Origin of the sequence: Bartonella sp. MR100HLJHH (assembly GCF_042194215.1) — a bacterium.
GTDB lineage: Bacteria > Pseudomonadota > Alphaproteobacteria > Rhizobiales > Rhizobiaceae > Bartonella > Bartonella grahamii.
In genome coordinates, this window is sequence record NZ_JBHIMR010000006.1 from 59,446 (window position 1) to 77,333 (window position 17,888).

The following is a 17,888-nucleotide window of genomic DNA, read 5'->3' on the forward strand; positions in this document are numbered from 1 at the left end:
AGCCTCATCAATGGTTTGCGCCCATCGTCTAGCGGTTAGGACATCGCCCTTTCACGGCGGAAACAGGGGTTCGATTCCCCTTGGGCGTACCATCATCTTTTTTTCTATGTGTAATACATTCATTTTATTCGTATTTTAAAAAATGAGGAATGCATAAATAAAAACGAGGGAATAAGATTTTTAAAGGGATCTCTTCGTAAAAAAGATACAAGAATCATTAGATAACTGATTTCTTTGTTGCATTTCGAGGATAGTGTTTTACTGCGCACAGTTAATAACAATAAAAATCGATAAAATATAAAAATTAGAGGGTTATAGCTCGTGATCCGGTGAGTTTATAAGCCATATTCTTGCGTATACCGTTAATTTTTAAATTAAAACCAGCCACATCATTTATACGTTTCTTCCAACCTTCAAAACTGAAATTTACCCCAAAACGCATTTTATATGAAGCATTTCTAATTACAGTGCCTGTGCATCACATTAAACTTTTCTATAAACAAGCAGACCGTAATCTTAGAATTGAAATGCGATATAAAAATAGATTCTTATTCACCTAACACAACAAATCAAGAAACTATAATTTAGAATACGATCAACTTATTAAATGGAAACTCTGATAATAAAAATGCATAATCCCTGCCCCCAGTGATCTAACTACCTTATCTATTAAACAGATTCTTCATCAATCATAGAATAATTATAGATTTGCAAACACATCACTTCTTTTCAAAAAACTTCTATTCAAAAATTAAACCCTCCAACAAAATTTACACTCTATTGATAATATATTCTAAAAATTGATAATATATTCTAAAAGCTCATATTTGAATGCTTTTTTCCCTTGTTTTTACTTTTCATTATAAACTTGAAAGTGCTATAAAGTAGTATCGCTTAAAAAAAAAGGACTTCTAATGGCAAAGATCAAAATAGAAAACCCCGTTGTTGAACTTGATGGGGATGAGATGACCCGTATCATCTGGAAATATATCAAAGATAAATTAATCCATCCCTATCTCGACATTGATCTCAAATATTATGATCTTTCCGTCGAAAATCGTGATGCAACCAATGATCAGGTAACAATCGATTCTGCCAATGCTATCAAAAAATATGGGGTTGGTATAAAATGTGCAACCATCACACCTGATGAGGCACGCGTTAAAGAATTTAACCTAAAAAAAATGTGGAAATCACCTAATGGCACAATTCGCAATATTTTAGGAGGAGTCATTTTTCGCGAACCCATTATCTGTAAAAACGTCCCTCGCCTTGTTCCTAACTGGACAAAGCCAATTATTATCGGACGTCACGCTTTTGGTGATCAGTACAAGGCAACAGATTTTAAATTTCCAGGAAAAGGGAAATTAAGTATTAAATTTGTAGGTGATGACAATCAAGTTATTGAACATGATGTTTTTGATGCCCCAAGCGCAGGGGTTGCTATGGCTATGTATAACCTTGACGAGTCAATTCGTGATTTTGCCCGCGCATCCTTTAATTATGGACTACAACGGAATGTTCCAGTTTATCTTTCAACAAAAAATACCATTCTAAAAACTTACGATGGTCGTTTTAAAGATATCTTTCAAGAAATATTTGATACGGAATTTAAAACTGAATTTGAAAACCGTAAATTATATTACGAACACCGCCTCATTGATGATATGGTTGCTTCTGCACTTAAATGGTCAGGGGGCTATGTATGGGCATGTAAAAACTATGATGGTGATGTTCAATCTGATATTGTTGCTCAAGGCTTTGGTTCCCTTGGTCTCATGACCTCTGTTCTTATGACACCAGATGGTAAAATTGTTGAAGCAGAAGCAGCACACGGCACAGTAACACGCCATTACCGTCAGCATCAAAGAGGCGAAGAAACATCAACAAATTCTATCGCATCTATTTTCGCATGGACACGTGGACTGGCGCACCGTGCTAAACTAGATAACAACGAGAAATTAAAAAACTTCGCCAAAACATTAGAAGAAGTTTGTATTAAGACCGTTGAAGAAGGTTTTATGACCAAAGATCTCGCGCTTTTGATTGGACCTAAACAAAAATGGCTTTCTACAACAGGTTTTCTTGATAAAATTGATGAAAATCTTAAAAAAGCTGTGAACAATTAAGTTATCACTTCATTTAAATTCCAAAGCTCTGCGAAAGGAGGGCTTTGAATCTTTTCTTGGCAAATTCAGATAACTGCCTTATAAATAAAAAAGGTCAACTCTTTACTGAATAGCAAAAACAGTGAAAAAAAAAAGCTGGTCTGCACTTTTATTAGGTAAAAATGGTATTCGCTTTTTAACGTTTATAGGCGGTGTAGTGTTGCACGCTACTAACGTTTATGTGGTTATTACTATTTTACCCTCTCTTATGAGTGATCTTGGCGATGGACTGTATTATTCTTGGGTGGCAACTGTTTTTATTACAGCGTCGCTCCTTGGGACTTCGCTTGCAACAAAAATATTAGAGAAAACAGGTCCTCGCAAAGCTTATGTGATCTCTGGTTTTATTTTTACTTTTGGTACCTTCATATGTGCTACAGCTTCGGCTATGCCATTATTTTTAATAGGGCGCTTTATTCAAGGATTTGGAAGCGGCTCTTTACTATCCCTATCCTATTCTATGGTGCGTCTTGTTTTTAGTCCATCTGTATGGTCACATGCATTGAGTATCATCTCTGGAATGTGGGGAATATCAACCTTGTTAGGACCAGCTATCGGTGGCATTTCTGTACATTATGGCGTATGGAGAGCATCCTTTTGGGTTATCGGCATATTAGCGATAATCTTCTTGCTCATAGCTCTTAAAGTTTTACCAAAAGAAAATGAAAGAGAGATTCCAACATCCCCTTTTCCTCTCCTACAACTCTCCATACTCATCTTATTAATTTTTATTATTTCTGCTGGTAGTGCTATAAATACCACAATTGCGCAAATTTGCGGATTAGTTATTGGATTAACCCTTTTCTTTGTTCTAGCAAAGATCGAATCATCCACACTTCATCCCATGTTACCGCATAAATCCTTTTCCTTCTCTTCTGAGTTTTTTTCTATTTATGCATTGATACTCGTTATGACGACAGTCGTGTATAGCGTAGAGCTTTATTTTCCACTTTTTCTTCAAGAGCTTCATGGACAAGCCCCACTTATTGCTGGTTATATAGCGTCACTCATGAGCTTAGGCTGGACATGCGGTTCTCTATCAAGTGCTGGTATATCCGCAAAAAAAGTTCGCAGCATTATTGTGTATTCCCCCATATTAAGCCTTTTCGGTATAAGCAGTCTTTTATGGCTCATTCCAATAAAAGATTCTACATCTGAACATATTTTTATCATTTGCTTAGCATTGTTTTCTATCGGGATTAGCGCAGGCATAGCGTGGCCGCATTTGTTAACACGGATCTTACAATGTGCAAACAATGAAGATACTCTACGTGCTAGCGAATCCCTTACCTCTGTACAGCTATTTTCAGCCGCGTTAAGTGCAACACTTGCAGGAACAATCACCAATTTTGCTGGTCTCTTTAATCCTGGAGGAATAGTAGGAATGATTTCAGCCGCCAAGACTCTTCTTGTCGTACTCATCGGTCTTTTATTTTGTCTTGGTATTCCATTTGCTCTACGCGTTTCCTATCGCATATTAAAAAACCCAACAGGACAATCAAATAACTAAATAAATAAAAAAATATTTTTTCTCTTAATAGTTAAAAGAAATGTTAAGTATGCTTCTCCATATACCATGAGACGCAAAAAATCATTAACCCACACAAAGTCAGAACACTTCCTAAAATAGCTGTATATTCATAACTATAGCCCAATTTTAAAACTAATGCTCCAGATTCTGCACCAAGAGCGTTGGCAATATTAAAAGCAGACTGCATTAATGCTCCTGCCAAAATCTGTCCCTGTAGTGCAACATCCATAATTTTTGTTTGTATAGAAGGCATAGCAGCAAAAGAAGTCCCAACAAAAAAGCATCCTACTGCCGCTGTTAACGGAGCATAGGATAAAAAGAAAAAAAGAAAAAAAACAAATACGCTCCAAAGCATAGAAAAAAATATCATCGGCGAAATACCAATTTTAACAGCTAATTTAGGCCCCAAGAGATTTCCTACCACCATTCCCAATCCAACTAGCGGCATGATAAATGGTACCCACTCAAGTGAAACACCAGAAATATGCATTAATGTTGACTTGATATAAGTGAAAACAGAAAATAATCCTGACGCTCCCACCGAAACCATAAACAAAAGAAGCCATACCTGCTTTTGCTTTAATGCACCCATTTCGTGCAAAGGATTCGTTTTTGGAAAACTTAAATCACAAGGCAAAAAATTCCAAATAAGCAAACAACATAATAAAGCAATCATACCAACAAGGACAAAAGCAATCTGCCAACCAATAAGTTGACCAATCCAAGTAGCACTGGGTGCTCCCAAAACGGTTGCAATTGTTAAGCCAAGCATAACATATCCAACAGCTTTAGAACGTTCTTTCATTTCTACCATTGAAGAGGCAACCATAGCCGCAAGTCCAAAATAGATTCCATGGGGAAGTCCACTGAGAAAGCGTAATACTACTAATATGCTAAAATCAGAAACAAAGGCACTAGCAATATTTGCTAAAGCATAAAAAAGCATCAATCCTATCAAAACAGTTTTGCGTGATACCTGAGCTGTTGCCACAGCTAAAAGAGGTGCTCCAATCACAACTCCTAATGCATAAGCAGAAATATATTGACCAGCGGTAGGAATATCAACATATGAACTTCGTGCCATCTCTGGCAGTAGCCCCATTGCAACAAACTCTGCAGTACCAATAGCAAAACTCCCCACGGCAAGAGCTAAAATTATTAAACGCCGTATTCTCGAATCAATTCCCAATGCAAGAACTTTTTGTTTATAAGAATCCCTCATATCATCACTTCTGGATAAGAGTTTTAACTGTAGATATCTGTAATATACACAAACAAAAATTCAAAACATTGTTATACGCATGCCCAATAGTCCCCAATAAAGTTTTAGAAATATTTTGATATATAAAGCATTTTATGGAGTTTTAAGTAAGTTCTTTAACGGAAAATCTTTGAAAACCTCAAAGTTATAGATGTATTCACCTATTTTTATCGAATCTGCCAGATAATAAAATTTGTCTCCTCTTTTCAGCAGTTCCGATTTTACAGTAAAACCTTTATTTTGCAACGATATCCTATACCCTATAAATAATTCTAAAATTTGTCGAATAATGCACTTCAAACAAGTGAACCACATCTCATCATTATCTTGATACAAAAATAAAACTTCTCCCAAAATTATTGTTGCATTATTTTTGTTATCTAAATGCAGATCATCCAAATTGATAAGCTATAATTTCAACTTTACGCCATTCTTATAAATTATTATAGAATCCTTTAAGAACTCTCATGATAATAGTGCTTGGTTTCTAGATTTATTAAATATCCTCTTTTAGGCAGCTTTACCCCTCCCTCCTCTAACAGAGGAATCGCATCAGATATCTAACTCATTATCTTTAAATTAAAATATTCACGTAAATATATATGCTTATTTTCAGATAAATTCTATAAACAGAGCAGAAAACAAATATAATAATTTTTATTTTAATATATTTATCGATATTTTATAAATATGGTAATTATCGTGATTAATGTTTAAATTTTTATGACATAATATATTTTTTTATTTTATATATTAATAATATTATATAAATCTATTGTAAGTAATACTTATATTAAGATATTAAAATAATGAAAACTTAAAATATACAATTATAATATTTAAAATGTTATAATCTTAGCTTAGTTTTATTTTAATTTTCTAAAATTTATCTATACGGTTGTATATAACCCATTCTTTACCTTTAGTAATAAAAAACACAAATTAGCTCATAAAAATACAATTTTCATACTTCTTTAAGAGTTCGCTAACGCCTCATTAACATTGTTGCTTTAAACAGTCATCAGAAACAGAAATAAACTGTTTTTCTCCGGATCAGGTAGCGCGTACCGGAGTAACAGTTTCTGTTTTATATAGTAATTAGAAAAAGAATATATGCCCTATAAAACCGCACTGCTATATCTTAGGATAGTGGAATTTATAATTTTGGAAGGTGTTTCTAATTTCATATTTTTAGCTAAATTTGTAAGTGCAAGAATAAATTCAATAAAAAAATGAAACGTTATATTACGATTAATATTTTAGCGTCCTTGTGCCCATAGCGTACGAGTTTCAGCGCAAAAATCAGCATAACAGCCTTCTTCAATGGCATCACGAATTCCCTGCATCAGTTGTTGATAATAAAAAAGATTATTCCAAGTCAACAACATACCCCCAAGAGATTCACCAGATTTGATCAAATGATGCAAATAAGCACAACTATAATCATGTGCTGCTGGACAAAGTGACTGCGAATCAAGAGGATGTGGATCTTCTGCATAACGCGCATTACGCAAATTAATTCTACCAAAGCGGGTAAAAGCTAAACCATGACGTCCTGCACGCGTCGGCATAACACAATCAAACATATCAACACCACGAGCAACACTTTGTAAAATATCATCAGGTGTTCCTACTCCCATAAGATAGCGTGGTTTATCCTCTGGTAAAATCGGACAAGTAGTATCCAATACTGCTGTCATAACACTCTGCGGCTCACCAACAGCAAGCCCTCCAATAGCGTAACCTTTTAAATCCATTTCTTTTAATGCTTGAGCAGAACGTTCACGCAGTTTCATATTATCACCACCTTGAACAATCCCAAATAATGCTTTATCTGGCTGATCTCCAAAAGCTGTTTTACAACGCTGCGCCCACCGCAATGAAAGTTCCATAGCTTCTTCCATTTCTTTTTCAGTTGCAGGTAATGCAATACATTGATCTAACTGCATCTGGATATCCGCACCAAGAAGTTCTTGAATTTCGATAGAACGCTCTGGACTCATTTCATAGTAAGCTCCATTAATGTAAGAGCGAAAAATCACACCTTGTTCAGTAATTTTACGGATTCCCGCCAATGACATAACCTGAAAGCCACCAGAATCGGTTAAAATAGGTCCACTCCAGCGTGAAAATTCATGTAATCCTCCCAAACGCGCAACACGTTCAGCTCCTGGACGTAACATTAAATGATAAGTATTCCCTAAAATGATATCTGCACCAAGATCACGTATCTGATCCATATACATAGCCTTAACGGTTCCCGCCGTTCCAACAGGCATAAATGCGGGTGTACGAACACATCCTCGCCCCGTTATAATTTCGCCTCGACGTGCATACCCATCTTGAGCAATTTTTCTATAATGAAATGTCTTTATCATAACTCTCGTCTTTTTGATTCCATCAATGCATATCTCTATAGAAAGAAAAAAGGTATCCCCTTACGAGCATTGTCATAAGCTTTATGAATTAATTTTTGATTCGCTCAATATTGTAACCAGCATAAAAAATTAAACGAGATAAAAGAACATTTCTTGTTAAGAAATCACCATAATAAAGTGATAATCTAGCTCCAGAAAAATAGTAAAATCTTTATAATATCATACCTCAAAATACCTACGCTTAACGCACTAAATCCTTAATAGAACTGCAAAATTATTATCACAATAATCTCATCTTCACATACTTCCATAAGCAGTAACTTTGTACGCATAGAAGAAAAATCTGAACGCATTGTACAGCTTACAATATTCTTTACTTTTACAGATAAAAATTTTTCATCTACTGGGCACGGCGATCCTCACGCTTAATAAAAGCGCAAATGAGCATAATCATTTATCCCCTCACAATATTGAGATAATTCACAAAAAAAATTAACGTGTAATAAAAACACTTAAAAAAACTAAAAATGCTTTTTGTAAAGATTCTCAAATACCAAAAACTCTATCGTAACATTAGAGGCTGAAAAAGCGTATGATGGTACCCGCTCTTGCTCCTTCACAAGCTTTAAAGATGGTAGTGCATAATAGATTTATACTATTATAGCTTTAAAACTATAAACGCCATAAACGTCATTGTGGAAGTGAATGTTGATATGCACTGAGAAATGCTTCTTAAAAAACACGTAAATATGCAACATAAGTATATTCCGTTTGGAACGTTCCTCTATTAAAAAGCGAGAAAAATAAAAGCGTAAGGCTATGCATAACCTTCATTATTTAAATGATATTGCTTTAGATACTTTTTAAAAAAGTAAAGCTGAATTAAAAAGGAGATGGCAAGACTAGCCATTTGTTTCACCTCTGCGCCTTTATATTCTTCTAAGATTAAACTGTCTTCTTGTTTTAAAGATTACACCAATGATATATAATATAAAAGCTGTTTTCCTACCTTGCTAGGAAAACTGGAGCAGCTAGTAAGGCTCTTATCCGTATTAATATGTGTTTCAAACATGCTGCTACATTAGGATTGGATGTTGATTTACAAGCAGCAACAAAAGCACACGCTCTCTCAGGAAAGTAACATCATAAAACCATTAATAGACCGACAATGAATTGAAGAGAAATGCCGAATTTTTTATAAAACACTTTTCCAAACAACAACCATAACACAACAGACTTTGCGTTTTCTTATTCTGACAGGTGTTTGTACAAATCCTTTGCATTATACTCTTCAGGAAGATCCGATTGAAGGAAATATATGGACAATTCTTAGCTCGAAATTATAAAAGGTAAGCGTGATACTACAAAAAAGTTTTGTGTGCCTTTATTGATCAGAAAAGAGTATTTTTTCTTAGAAACTTACAATTGAAATCAGTATAATTTACACTATTTTGCATCCGCAGCAATAACGGCTTTGGTAATTGAATCTGGATCTGCAACAGGTTCACCACGTTTAATTTTATCAACATTTTCCATACCTTCAACAACCTGTCCCCATATGGAATATTGACGATCAAGCCACGGAGCATCTGCAAAACAAATAAAAAACTGAGAATTAGCAGAATTTGGATTCTGACTACGTGCCATAGAAACTGTACCACGCTTATGAGAAAGATTTGAAAACTCTGCTGTTAAATTTGGTTTTTCTGCCCCCCCCATACCCGCACGTGATAAATTGAATTTTTCACTATCCTTCTTTCCAAATTGCACATCCCCAGTTTGCGCCATAAAACCATCAATAACGCGATGGAAAATAACATTATCATAAGCACCTTCACGTACCAGTTCTTTAATACGTGCAACATGACAAGGCGCTAAATCAGCCAAAAGATCAATAACAACTCTACCCTTTGTTGTTTCAAGAATTAAAGTATTCTCTGGATTTTTATTCTCAGCCATATGGAAAGCTCCTTTGATTCATTTCTCAACTTGTAAAGTAGCAGCATTAATAACATCAGGATTTTTTACAGATCCATTATTGCTTGTCGTACCTTTTTTTATTTTATCAACAACATCCATCCCCTTTATAACCTCTCCAACAACCGTATACTGACCATTTAAAAAAGCAGCATCATCAAAACAAATGAAGAATTGAGAATTCGCGGAATCCGGATCTTGTGACCGTGCCATCCCAACAGTACCACGCTTAAACGGCTGCTTTGAAAACTCTGCCGGTATATTGGGATAATTTGAGCCACCCATACCAACGCGTTTCAGATCAAAATCTCTACTGCCTTTTTTTCCAAACTTTACATCACCAGTTTGTGCCATGAAATTAGGAATAACGCGATGAAATACAACATTATTATAGGCCCCCTCTTCTGTTAATCTTTTAATTTGCGCAACATGTTTTGGCGCCAAATCAGGACGCAGACGAATAATGACATCACCATCTTTGAGAGATAAAACAAGAAGGCTTGCATCACTCGCTGGACTAGAATTACCGGCGACAGCGGACAATGAAAAAAAACAAAACACACATAACAAAACAGCAAAAATTCTACGAGACACAATTATTCTCCCCTAAAAGATTGGAATTTCGAGCTCAAAGCTTGTGCAATATTGGGCGGTACAAATGGTGTTACATCACCTCCCATAGAGGCAATTTGGCGTACCAATGTAGAAGTTATTGCACGCCCAGAAACGCTTGCCGGCAAAAAAACAGTTTGCAATTCAGGAGCCATAACGCCATTCATCCCTGCCATTTGCATTTCATAATCAAGATCAGTACCATCACGCAATCCACGAATGAGAAATGAAGCACCAACTTCACGCGCCTTCTCAATTAGAAGGTTGCTAAAGGAAAGAACCTGCAATCGATTAGAATCCGCACCAAAAAAGTCTTTCCCTACCTGCGTAATGAAATCAACACGCTCTTCAAAGCTAAAGAGTGTTTTTTTGTCAGCCTGTATCCCTATAGCGACGACCACCTTATCAGCTAACACAAAACACCCTTTCAAAACATCAAGATGACCATTTGTAAGAGGATCAAAAGAACCTGCGTAAAGAGCAATTTTCATGATTTTACTCCATCCTCTTCAAAATTATTTTTCTTCGCTCATATCAACTGTATCAGAATGCTTCTCACCTTCATCATCTAATGAACTCGTATCATCTTCAGGTTCAGAAATACGTTCAACCGATACGACTCTTTCACCTTTGGCTGTATTAAAAATTGTGACTCCCTTAGTTGAGCGCCCAGCAGTACGAATTCCCTCAACAGGAACACGAATAAGCTGTCCTCCATCTGATACCAACATAATTTGATCTTGCGCCTTCACCGGAAAAGCCGCTACTAATTTACCAATTTCAGCTGTTTTAGATGGATCCGTTGCACGAATCCCTTTTCCGCCACGTCCGGAAATCCGGAACTCATAGGACGAAGAGCGTTTACCATAACCAAACTCACTCACCGTCAAAAGCATTTGTTCACGTGCATGAAGTTCTGTATAACGTTCATCTGTTAACTCTGTTTCAGCACCCCCATCTTCCTCATCAAGAGTTACAATATCTTCAACATCAGCATCTGCACCAGAAGCACGCCGTTCATTCATTACACGTTTAATATAAGCAGAACGCTCAATGGACGTCGCCTCGACATGCTCCAAAATTGTCATCGAAATGACTTTATCGCCTTTAGCTAAATTGATACCACGAACTCCCACAGAATTACGCCCAGCAAAGACACGAACATCAACAACTGGAAAACGGATACATTGTCCATTAGCTGTTGTTAGAACAACATCATCATGTTCTGTACAGGTTTCAACAGAAAGAATTTCATCTTCTTCATCAAGTTTCATTGCAATTTTACCATTACGATTAACTTGAATGAAATCTGATAATTTATTACGACGCACAGTTCCACGTGTCGTCGCAAACATAACATCCAATGCACTCCAGCTCGCTTCATCTTCAGGCAAAGGCATAATCGTTGTAATACGCTCATCTTGTTGTAAGGGAAGCATATTGATCAAAGCCCGCCCACGCGATTGGGGTGTCCCCAGCGGCAATCGCCAAACTTTTTCCTTATAAACAATCCCACGTGATGAAAAGAAAAGAACCGGAGTATGCGTATTGGCAACAAACAATCGCGTTACAAAATCCTCATCCTTCGTGGACATACCAGAACGCCCCTTACCACCACGTCGCTGTGCACGATAGGTATTAAGAGGCACACGTTTAATATAGCCACTATGACTCACCGTTACCACCATATCCTCTGGTGCGATCAGATCTTCACTCTCCATCTCAGCGCTACCAAAACCAAATACGGTACGTCGCGGCGTTGCAAATTCCTCACGAAGAGCACTCAACTCATTCTTAACAATACACATAATGCGTACGCGTGATGCCAAGATATCAAGATAGTCAGCGATATCCACGCCAATTTTATTCAATTCATCAGCGATTTCATCACGCCCAAGGGCTGTCAATCGTTGCAAACGCAATTCTAAAATAGCACGCGCCTGTTCTTCAGAGAGATTATAAGTACCATCCTCATGAATAATATGACGAGGATCATCAATAAGTTTAATCAAAGGCGCGACATCCATTGCTGGCCAGCGTCGCTCCATTAACTGTGCACGTGCTGTCTGCGGATCAGGAGCTTTGCGAATAAGTGCTATAATTTCATCAATATTGGCAACAGCAAGGGCAAGACCAACCAAAACATGTGCTCGCTCACGCGCTTTACGCAAAAGATATTTTGTTCGCCGACTGACAACTTCTTCCCGAAATGAAACAAATGCACGAAGCATATCAAGCAACGTCATCTGTTCGGGTTTTCCCCCATTCAAAGCAACCATATTACAACCAAAGGAAGTTTGTAGCGGCGTATACCGATATAATTGGTTTAAAACAACTTCCGCAACGACATCTTTCTTTAGCTCAATAACAACCCGATACCCATCACGATCAGATTCGTCACGCAAATCAGAGATTCCCTCAATGCGTTTATCGCGCACCAATTCGGCCATTTTCTCAATCATCGTTGCCTTATTAACTTGATAAGGGATCTCACTCACAATAATTGCTTGTCGACCACTGCGAATTTCTTCGATCTCAACTTTAGCACGCATAATGATTGAGCCACGCCCTGTTTCATAAGCTGCACGAACACCAGAATGGCCGAGGATAATGCCTCCTGTAGGAAAATCCGGACCAGGAATAATTTCAATTATTTTATCGAGTGTGATATCGGGATTGTCAATCAAAGCGATACAACCATCAACGATTTCACCAAGATTATGGGGAGGAATATTGGTCGCCATTCCCACAGCAATCCCCCCTGACCCATTAACCAAAAGATTGGGAAAACGCGCTGGTAAGACAACCGGTTCACGCTCACGCCCATCGTAATTATCCTGAAAATCAACAGTATCTTTATCGATATCAGCTAAAAGTTCTTCTGAAACTTTTTCTAAACGACACTCAGTATAGCGCATGGCCGCGGGTGGATCACCATCAACGGAACCAAAATTTCCTTGACCATCAATCAATGGATTTCTTAAAGAAAAGTCCTGCGCCATACGCACTAAAGCATCATAAATTGAAGCATCACCATGGGGATGGAATTTCCCCATAACCTCACCAACAACACCAGCAGATTTACGATATGACTTATTGAAAGAAAGCCCCATCTCATTCATAGCATGAAGGATACGTCGATGAACAGGCTTAAGACCATCACGAACATCAGGGAGTGCACGTGAAACAATCACGCTCATCGCATAATCGAGATAGGAGCGTTGCATTTCATCAATAATACTGATTGGTTCAATACCGGTTAGCACATCACGTTCTGGGTGTGGAGTAAGATCGGTCACAATTTTAAAACTTTCAAAAAAGAATCATTTCACTTTATTTATATCGAAAAATACACCAAAATGCTAATTTCTCCCCCATGACAAAAAAGAAATTTAACAATATTTTTCAATATGTTATTAATTTATGTTAAAATTACCAATAATAATCAACAATTTTCACTTCGCTAAACTTCAAAAATCTGAAACAAACAAATCATAAAGTAATCATAATACGACAAATAAAGACTCTTAAAAAGGTACGTCATCATCTAATTTGTGTGAAAAATTTTCTCCCAATTGATTATTATTTTGACCAAACGTATTTCTCTGATTTGAGTTACTATCGGCAAAGCCACCACTATAACTCCCCCCTTGACTTGCTCCTTGCTCCCCGCCCGCGGCTCCCCGCCCATCAAGCATTTGTAATTCGCCACGGTACTTTTGCAAAACAACCTCTGTTGTATAACGGTCATTTCCATTTTGATCTTGCCATTTTCGTGTCTGTAACTGCCCCTCAATGTAAATTTTGCTGCCTTTTTTTAAATATTGCTCTGCAACTTTGACAAGGTTTTCATTAAAAATAACAATATTATGCCACTCAGTGCGTTCTTTTCGCTCATTTGTATTCCGATCACGCCAACTTTCTGAAGTAGCAATACGCAAATTTGCCACTTGGTCACCAGAATTCAAACGGCGGATTTCAGGATCCGCACCAAGATTACCAATCAAAATAACTTTATTAAGGCTACCAGCCATCGCATAAACTCCAAAATTTTAATTCGTAAAATACTCTGTTTTATAACAGTTATAACCATCTCGACCTTCAATTTACATGTCTGCAATTGACCTTCAATATGGATATTGCTATCCTTTCCCAATATTGTATCCGTGTAATTATAACAAAAGATGATAAAGACGCATAGTTTATTCCACCACGAGAGAATAAAAAGCTGCTTATTTGTATTTTTCTTTTCACAAAACTTATACCTTCCTTTAACATTAAAGCAGTTAAACACATTGTAATTCTAAAAAACAGTTTTATTCCATTTTAGGCGCTCAGTTTTTGTCACATATGCCAAGGATAAAATATGACTTATCAAAAATATATCTCCATTCGCGGTGCACGTGAGCATAACCTTAAAAATATTGATCTCGATCTGCCTCGTGACAAACTTATTGTTATAACAGGACTTTCCGGATCAGGAAAATCATCCTTAGCTTTTGATACAATTTACGCTGAAGGACAACGCCGCTATGTCGAAAGCCTTTCAGCCTATGCACGCCAATTTTTGGAAGTCATGCAAAAACCCGATGTAGACCGCATAGACGGTCTCTCTCCAGCTATCTCCATTGAACAAAAAACAACCAGTCGCAATCCTCGTTCAACGGTAGGTACCGTTACTGAAATCCACGACTACATGCGTCTTCTCTTTGCACGTATTGGTATTCCTCATTCTCCAGCGACAGGACTTCCTATTGAAAGCCAGACCGTAAGCCAAATGGTGGATCAAATTATGTCCTTACCAGAAGGAACACGAATTTTTATTATGGCACCCTTGGTGCGAGGACGAAAGGGAGAATATAAAAAAGAGCTAATAGAACTTTTAAAAAGAGGATTTCAACGAGCTAAAGTTGATGGCGAATTTTATGAAATCCCTGACATTCCACCTCTTGATAAAAAGTATAAACATGACATAGATGTCGTGGTAGACCGCATTGTTGTACAAAAGGATATCACCTCTCGCTTGGCTGATAGTATAGAAACCTGTTTACAACTAGCAAATGGACTTGCCATAGCTGAAATGGCAGACCAACCTTTGACACAAAAAGAAACGACAAAAGAATCTGCTCATAAATCAAAAAATGATACACACAAACGGCTCATTTTCTCAGAAAAGTTTTCCTGCCCTATATCTGGTTTTTCTATTCCTGAAATTGAACCTCGCCTTTTTTCGTTCAATAATCCTTTTGGGGCCTGTCCTCTCTGCGATGGATTGGGTATCAAAAAGGCAGTGGATCCACTAAAAATTGTGCCAAATAAAAATCTTACCCTAAAGAATGGAGCTATTGCTCCTTGGGCTAAATCGGATTCACTTTATTATAGACAAACCTTAGAAGCATTAGGAAAAGCTTACGGTTTCAAACTCACAGATCAATGGTGTGAACTCTCTAATGAAGCACAACAGGCTATTCTCTACGGTACAAAAAAAGATGAAATTTCTTTTATCTATAAAAATAATTCTGGTTCGCATAAAACGACCCAACCTTTTGAAGGAATCATCCCCAATATGGAGAGACGCTGGAAAGAAACCGATTCTGCTTGGTCTCGAGAAGAAATCGAACGTTATATGTCTTCTTCGCCTTGCCCAGCTTGTCATGGTTATCGTTTAAAACCAGAGGCACTTGCTGTAAAAATCCACGGAATGCATATTGGGCAAATATCAGATCTTTCTATTCTAAAGGCAGATGATTGGTTTGCCAATATTCATCAATATCTCACAGAAAAACAACGTAATATCGCCATACGTATTTTAAAAGAAATTCGCGAACGCTTAGCTTTTTTAAATCATGTAGGATTGGAATATCTTACCTTGTCTCGAAATTCAGGAACGCTTTCAGGTGGAGAAAGCCAACGCATTCGGTTAGCATCCCAAATTGGTTCTGGTCTTACAGGCGTTCTTTATATTTTAGATGAACCATCTATCGGTTTACACCAACGCGATAATGAACGCCTTTTGGAAATGCTGCGTCATTTACGCAATCTTGGCAATACAGTTATTGTTGTTGAACATGATGAAGATGCTATTCTCACAGCAGATTATGTTGTCGATATGGGCCCTGCCGCGGGCGTTCATGGTGGAGAAATCATAGCGCAAGGGACACCACAGGAAATTATAGAAAATTCAGCCTCTCTCACAGGGCAATACCTTTCAGGAAAAATGGCTGTTAAAATACCCGCTGAGCGACGCAAAATATCAAAAATGAAAACACTTAAAATCATCGGCGCCAAGGGAAATAACCTCAAAAATATCAATGCGAACATCCCTCTTGGAACCTTCACATGCGTAACCGGTGTTTCTGGAGGAGGAAAATCAACATTTCTTATTGAAACGCTTTTCAAAGCAGCTTCACATCATATCATGGGCTCTCATCACAGCCCTGCCAGCTATGACAAAATTGAAGGATTAGAATTTCTTGATAAAGTCATTGATATCAACCAGTCCCCCATTGGACGCACCCCACGCTCTAATCCCGCAACCTATACAGGCGCTTTTACACCGATTCGTGAGTGGTTTGCCGATCTTCCAGAATCAAAAGCCCGTGGTTATAAAGCTGGGCGTTTTTCATTTAATGTTAAAGGAGGACGTTGCGAAGCATGTCAAGGTGATGGAGTCATAAAAATTGAAATGCACTTTTTACCCGATGTCTATGTTACTTGCGATGTCTGTAAAGGAAAACGCTATAATCGAGAAACACTAGAAATAAAATTCAAAGGACAGTCTATAGCCGATATTTTGGATATGACAATTGAAAAGGCAGAGGAATTTTTCCAAGCTATTCCCGCTATTCATAATAAAATGGAAACTCTCATTAAAGTAGGATTAGGTTACATAAAAGTAGGACAGCAAGCAACCACACTTTCTGGTGGGGAAGCACAACGTGTGAAACTTGCGAAAGAACTTTCACGTAAAACAACAGGACGTACACTCTATATTTTGGATGAACCAACAACAGGTTTACATTTTCACGATATTTCCAAACTTCTTGAAGTGCTGCATGAACTAGTCGAGCAAGGCAACACAGTTATAGTCATTGAACATAACCTTGATGTTATAAAGACAGCCGACTGGATTATTGATTTAGGACCAGAAGGTGGAGATCGTGGTGGCGAAATTGTTGCAATTGGACGCCCTGAAGACATCATTAAGGTTCCCGCTTCCTATACTGGAAAATTTCTAAAAGATGTTTTACTGCGCCCCTCTCTCTATAATTCCAATTCTTAAAAACGCTTTCCATTGTAAATACAGCATACGAACAAAGCCTGTACTTTTATTGTTACCTGTAAACACCAACACCTAAATTCCAGTGGTGCAACATGTTTAAAGCAAAGACTGAAACAAGTTAGCGCTTTATAAGCTGTTTCAGTTTTCGTATTGCCCATAGGAACGCGCGCATAATTGCGTATTTATTCTCTGTTTTTTTATATCTGAAACGGCCAAACAGCCCAATTTGGAAAGAATACGAAGTTTTAAGGGGATAAATTAAGTTCCTATCTTTACATCTCCTTTTAATTTATCTTTACGATTTTCAAAGGCATCCGCAGCAGTATCTTATAATAAAGAGTGCCCATTGCTTCACGCTTTTGTTTATCGCGTTCCTTAATGGAATCACATTCCTCACGAAGAGACAAAACGCCCCAAACAAAATATATTTGCGTTGCCAATTCACACATCTGTTTTAAAGAAATATTTCTCAACGCTCTCAAGCCCATTTCACGACGGCACCTAATGCTATAATGAGAAATCCATTATTGTACACCACCATCTTTTCCAATATTTGTCTTCCCCTACTCCCTAATATTGTAAAACCTTTAGTTATCGAAAGCTTTCATAAAAAGCATTTTATTTTTTTCAAATATTTTTATCCACACACTCGTACTATTCATGATATACAAAGGCATCG

9 protein-coding genes, 1 tRNA gene and 1 pseudogene are annotated in these 17,888 nt (G+C 37.3%); 4 read left to right on the forward strand and 7 right to left on the reverse strand.

The features are described 5' to 3' along the window. Positions 1-17 precede the first annotated feature (17 nt). The 3 genes from ACFIJ7_RS04890 to ACFIJ7_RS04900 all read left to right on the forward strand — a co-directional run bounded on the left by ACFIJ7_RS04890 (position 18) and on the right by ACFIJ7_RS04900 (position 3,678). Positions 18-92: transfer RNA gene (locus tag ACFIJ7_RS04890), tRNA-Glu, on the forward strand. Positions 93-914: 822 nt separating this feature from the next. Further along, positions 915-2,129, forward strand: a complete 1,215-nt coding sequence (locus ACFIJ7_RS04895) for an NADP-dependent isocitrate dehydrogenase (RefSeq protein ID WP_375635881.1) — start codon at positions 915-917, stop codon at positions 2,127-2,129. Positions 2,130-2,250: 121 nt separating this feature from the next. Beyond that, entirely contained in the window at positions 2,251-3,678 is a 1,428-nt protein-coding gene (locus ACFIJ7_RS04900; RefSeq protein WP_375635880.1) for an MFS transporter, read from the forward strand. Positions 3,679-3,721: 43 nt separating this feature from the next. Here the strand turns inward: ACFIJ7_RS04900 and ACFIJ7_RS04905 are convergent, their stop codons facing one another. The 7 genes and pseudogenes from ACFIJ7_RS04905 to ssb form a co-directional block, all read right to left on the reverse strand. Then, positions 3,722-4,921: an MFS transporter gene (locus tag ACFIJ7_RS04905; RefSeq protein ID WP_375635879.1), complete on the reverse strand. Its 1,200-nt coding sequence runs from the start codon at positions 4,919-4,921 to the stop codon at positions 3,722-3,724. A 1,298-nt stretch (positions 4,922-6,219) separates the two neighbouring features. Beyond that, positions 6,220-7,338: a tRNA guanosine(34) transglycosylase Tgt gene (tgt, locus tag ACFIJ7_RS04910; RefSeq protein WP_375644744.1), complete on the reverse strand. Its 1,119-nt coding sequence runs from the start codon at positions 7,336-7,338 to the stop codon at positions 6,220-6,222. Between the two features lie 1,446 nt (positions 7,339-8,784). Continuing rightward, positions 8,785-9,297, reverse strand: a complete 513-nt coding sequence (locus ACFIJ7_RS04915) for a peptidylprolyl isomerase (RefSeq protein WP_375635877.1) — start codon at positions 9,295-9,297, stop codon at positions 8,785-8,787. An 18-nt stretch (positions 9,298-9,315) separates the two neighbouring features. Beyond that, on the reverse strand, positions 9,316-9,909 hold the full coding sequence (locus ACFIJ7_RS04920; protein WP_375635876.1) for a peptidylprolyl isomerase: 594 nt from the start codon (positions 9,907-9,909) through the stop codon (positions 9,316-9,318). After that, positions 9,899-10,418 (reverse strand): annotated as a pseudogene (gene coaD, locus ACFIJ7_RS04925) (pantetheine-phosphate adenylyltransferase). The gene ACFIJ7_RS04920 and the pseudogene coaD overlap by 11 nt, the downstream one beginning before the upstream one ends. A gap of 24 nt (positions 10,419-10,442) precedes the next feature. Beyond that, positions 10,443-13,226 (reverse strand): DNA gyrase subunit A, encoded by a 2,784-nt coding sequence (gene gyrA / locus ACFIJ7_RS04930; RefSeq protein WP_375644745.1) that lies wholly within the window; start codon positions 13,224-13,226, stop codon positions 10,443-10,445. 228 nt (positions 13,227-13,454) lie between these two features. Continuing rightward, positions 13,455-13,961 (reverse strand): single-stranded DNA-binding protein, encoded by a 507-nt coding sequence (ssb, locus tag ACFIJ7_RS04935; RefSeq protein WP_375633841.1) that lies wholly within the window; start codon positions 13,959-13,961, stop codon positions 13,455-13,457. Positions 13,962-14,293: 332 nt separating this feature from the next. On the opposite strand from ssb, the gene uvrA reads away from it, so the two are divergent. Continuing rightward, complete coding sequence (gene uvrA / locus ACFIJ7_RS04940) at positions 14,294-17,209, forward strand: excinuclease ABC subunit UvrA (protein ID WP_375635874.1); 2,916 nt, start codon at positions 14,294-14,296, stop codon at positions 17,207-17,209. Positions 17,210-17,888 lie beyond the last annotated feature (679 nt).

Coding starts and splice junctions, on each gene's coding strand:
- ACFIJ7_RS04915 (WP_375635877.1), bottom strand. CDS start 9,297: ATGGCTGAGAATAAAAATCCAGAGAATACTTTAATTCTTGAAACAACA.
- ssb (WP_375633841.1), bottom strand. CDS start 13,961: ATGGCTGGTAGCCTTAATAAAGTTATTTTGATTGGTAATCTTGGTGCG.
- ACFIJ7_RS04895 (WP_375635881.1), top strand. CDS start 915: ATGGCAAAGATCAAAATAGAAAACCCCGTTGTTGAACTTGATGGGGAT.
- ACFIJ7_RS04905 (WP_375635879.1), bottom strand. CDS start 4,921: ATGAGGGATTCTTATAAACAAAAAGTTCTTGCATTGGGAATTGATTCG.
- uvrA (WP_375635874.1), top strand. CDS start 14,294: ATGACTTATCAAAAATATATCTCCATTCGCGGTGCACGTGAGCATAAC.
- tgt (WP_375644744.1), bottom strand. CDS start 7,338: ATGATAAAGACATTTCATTATAGAAAAATTGCTCAAGATGGGTATGCA.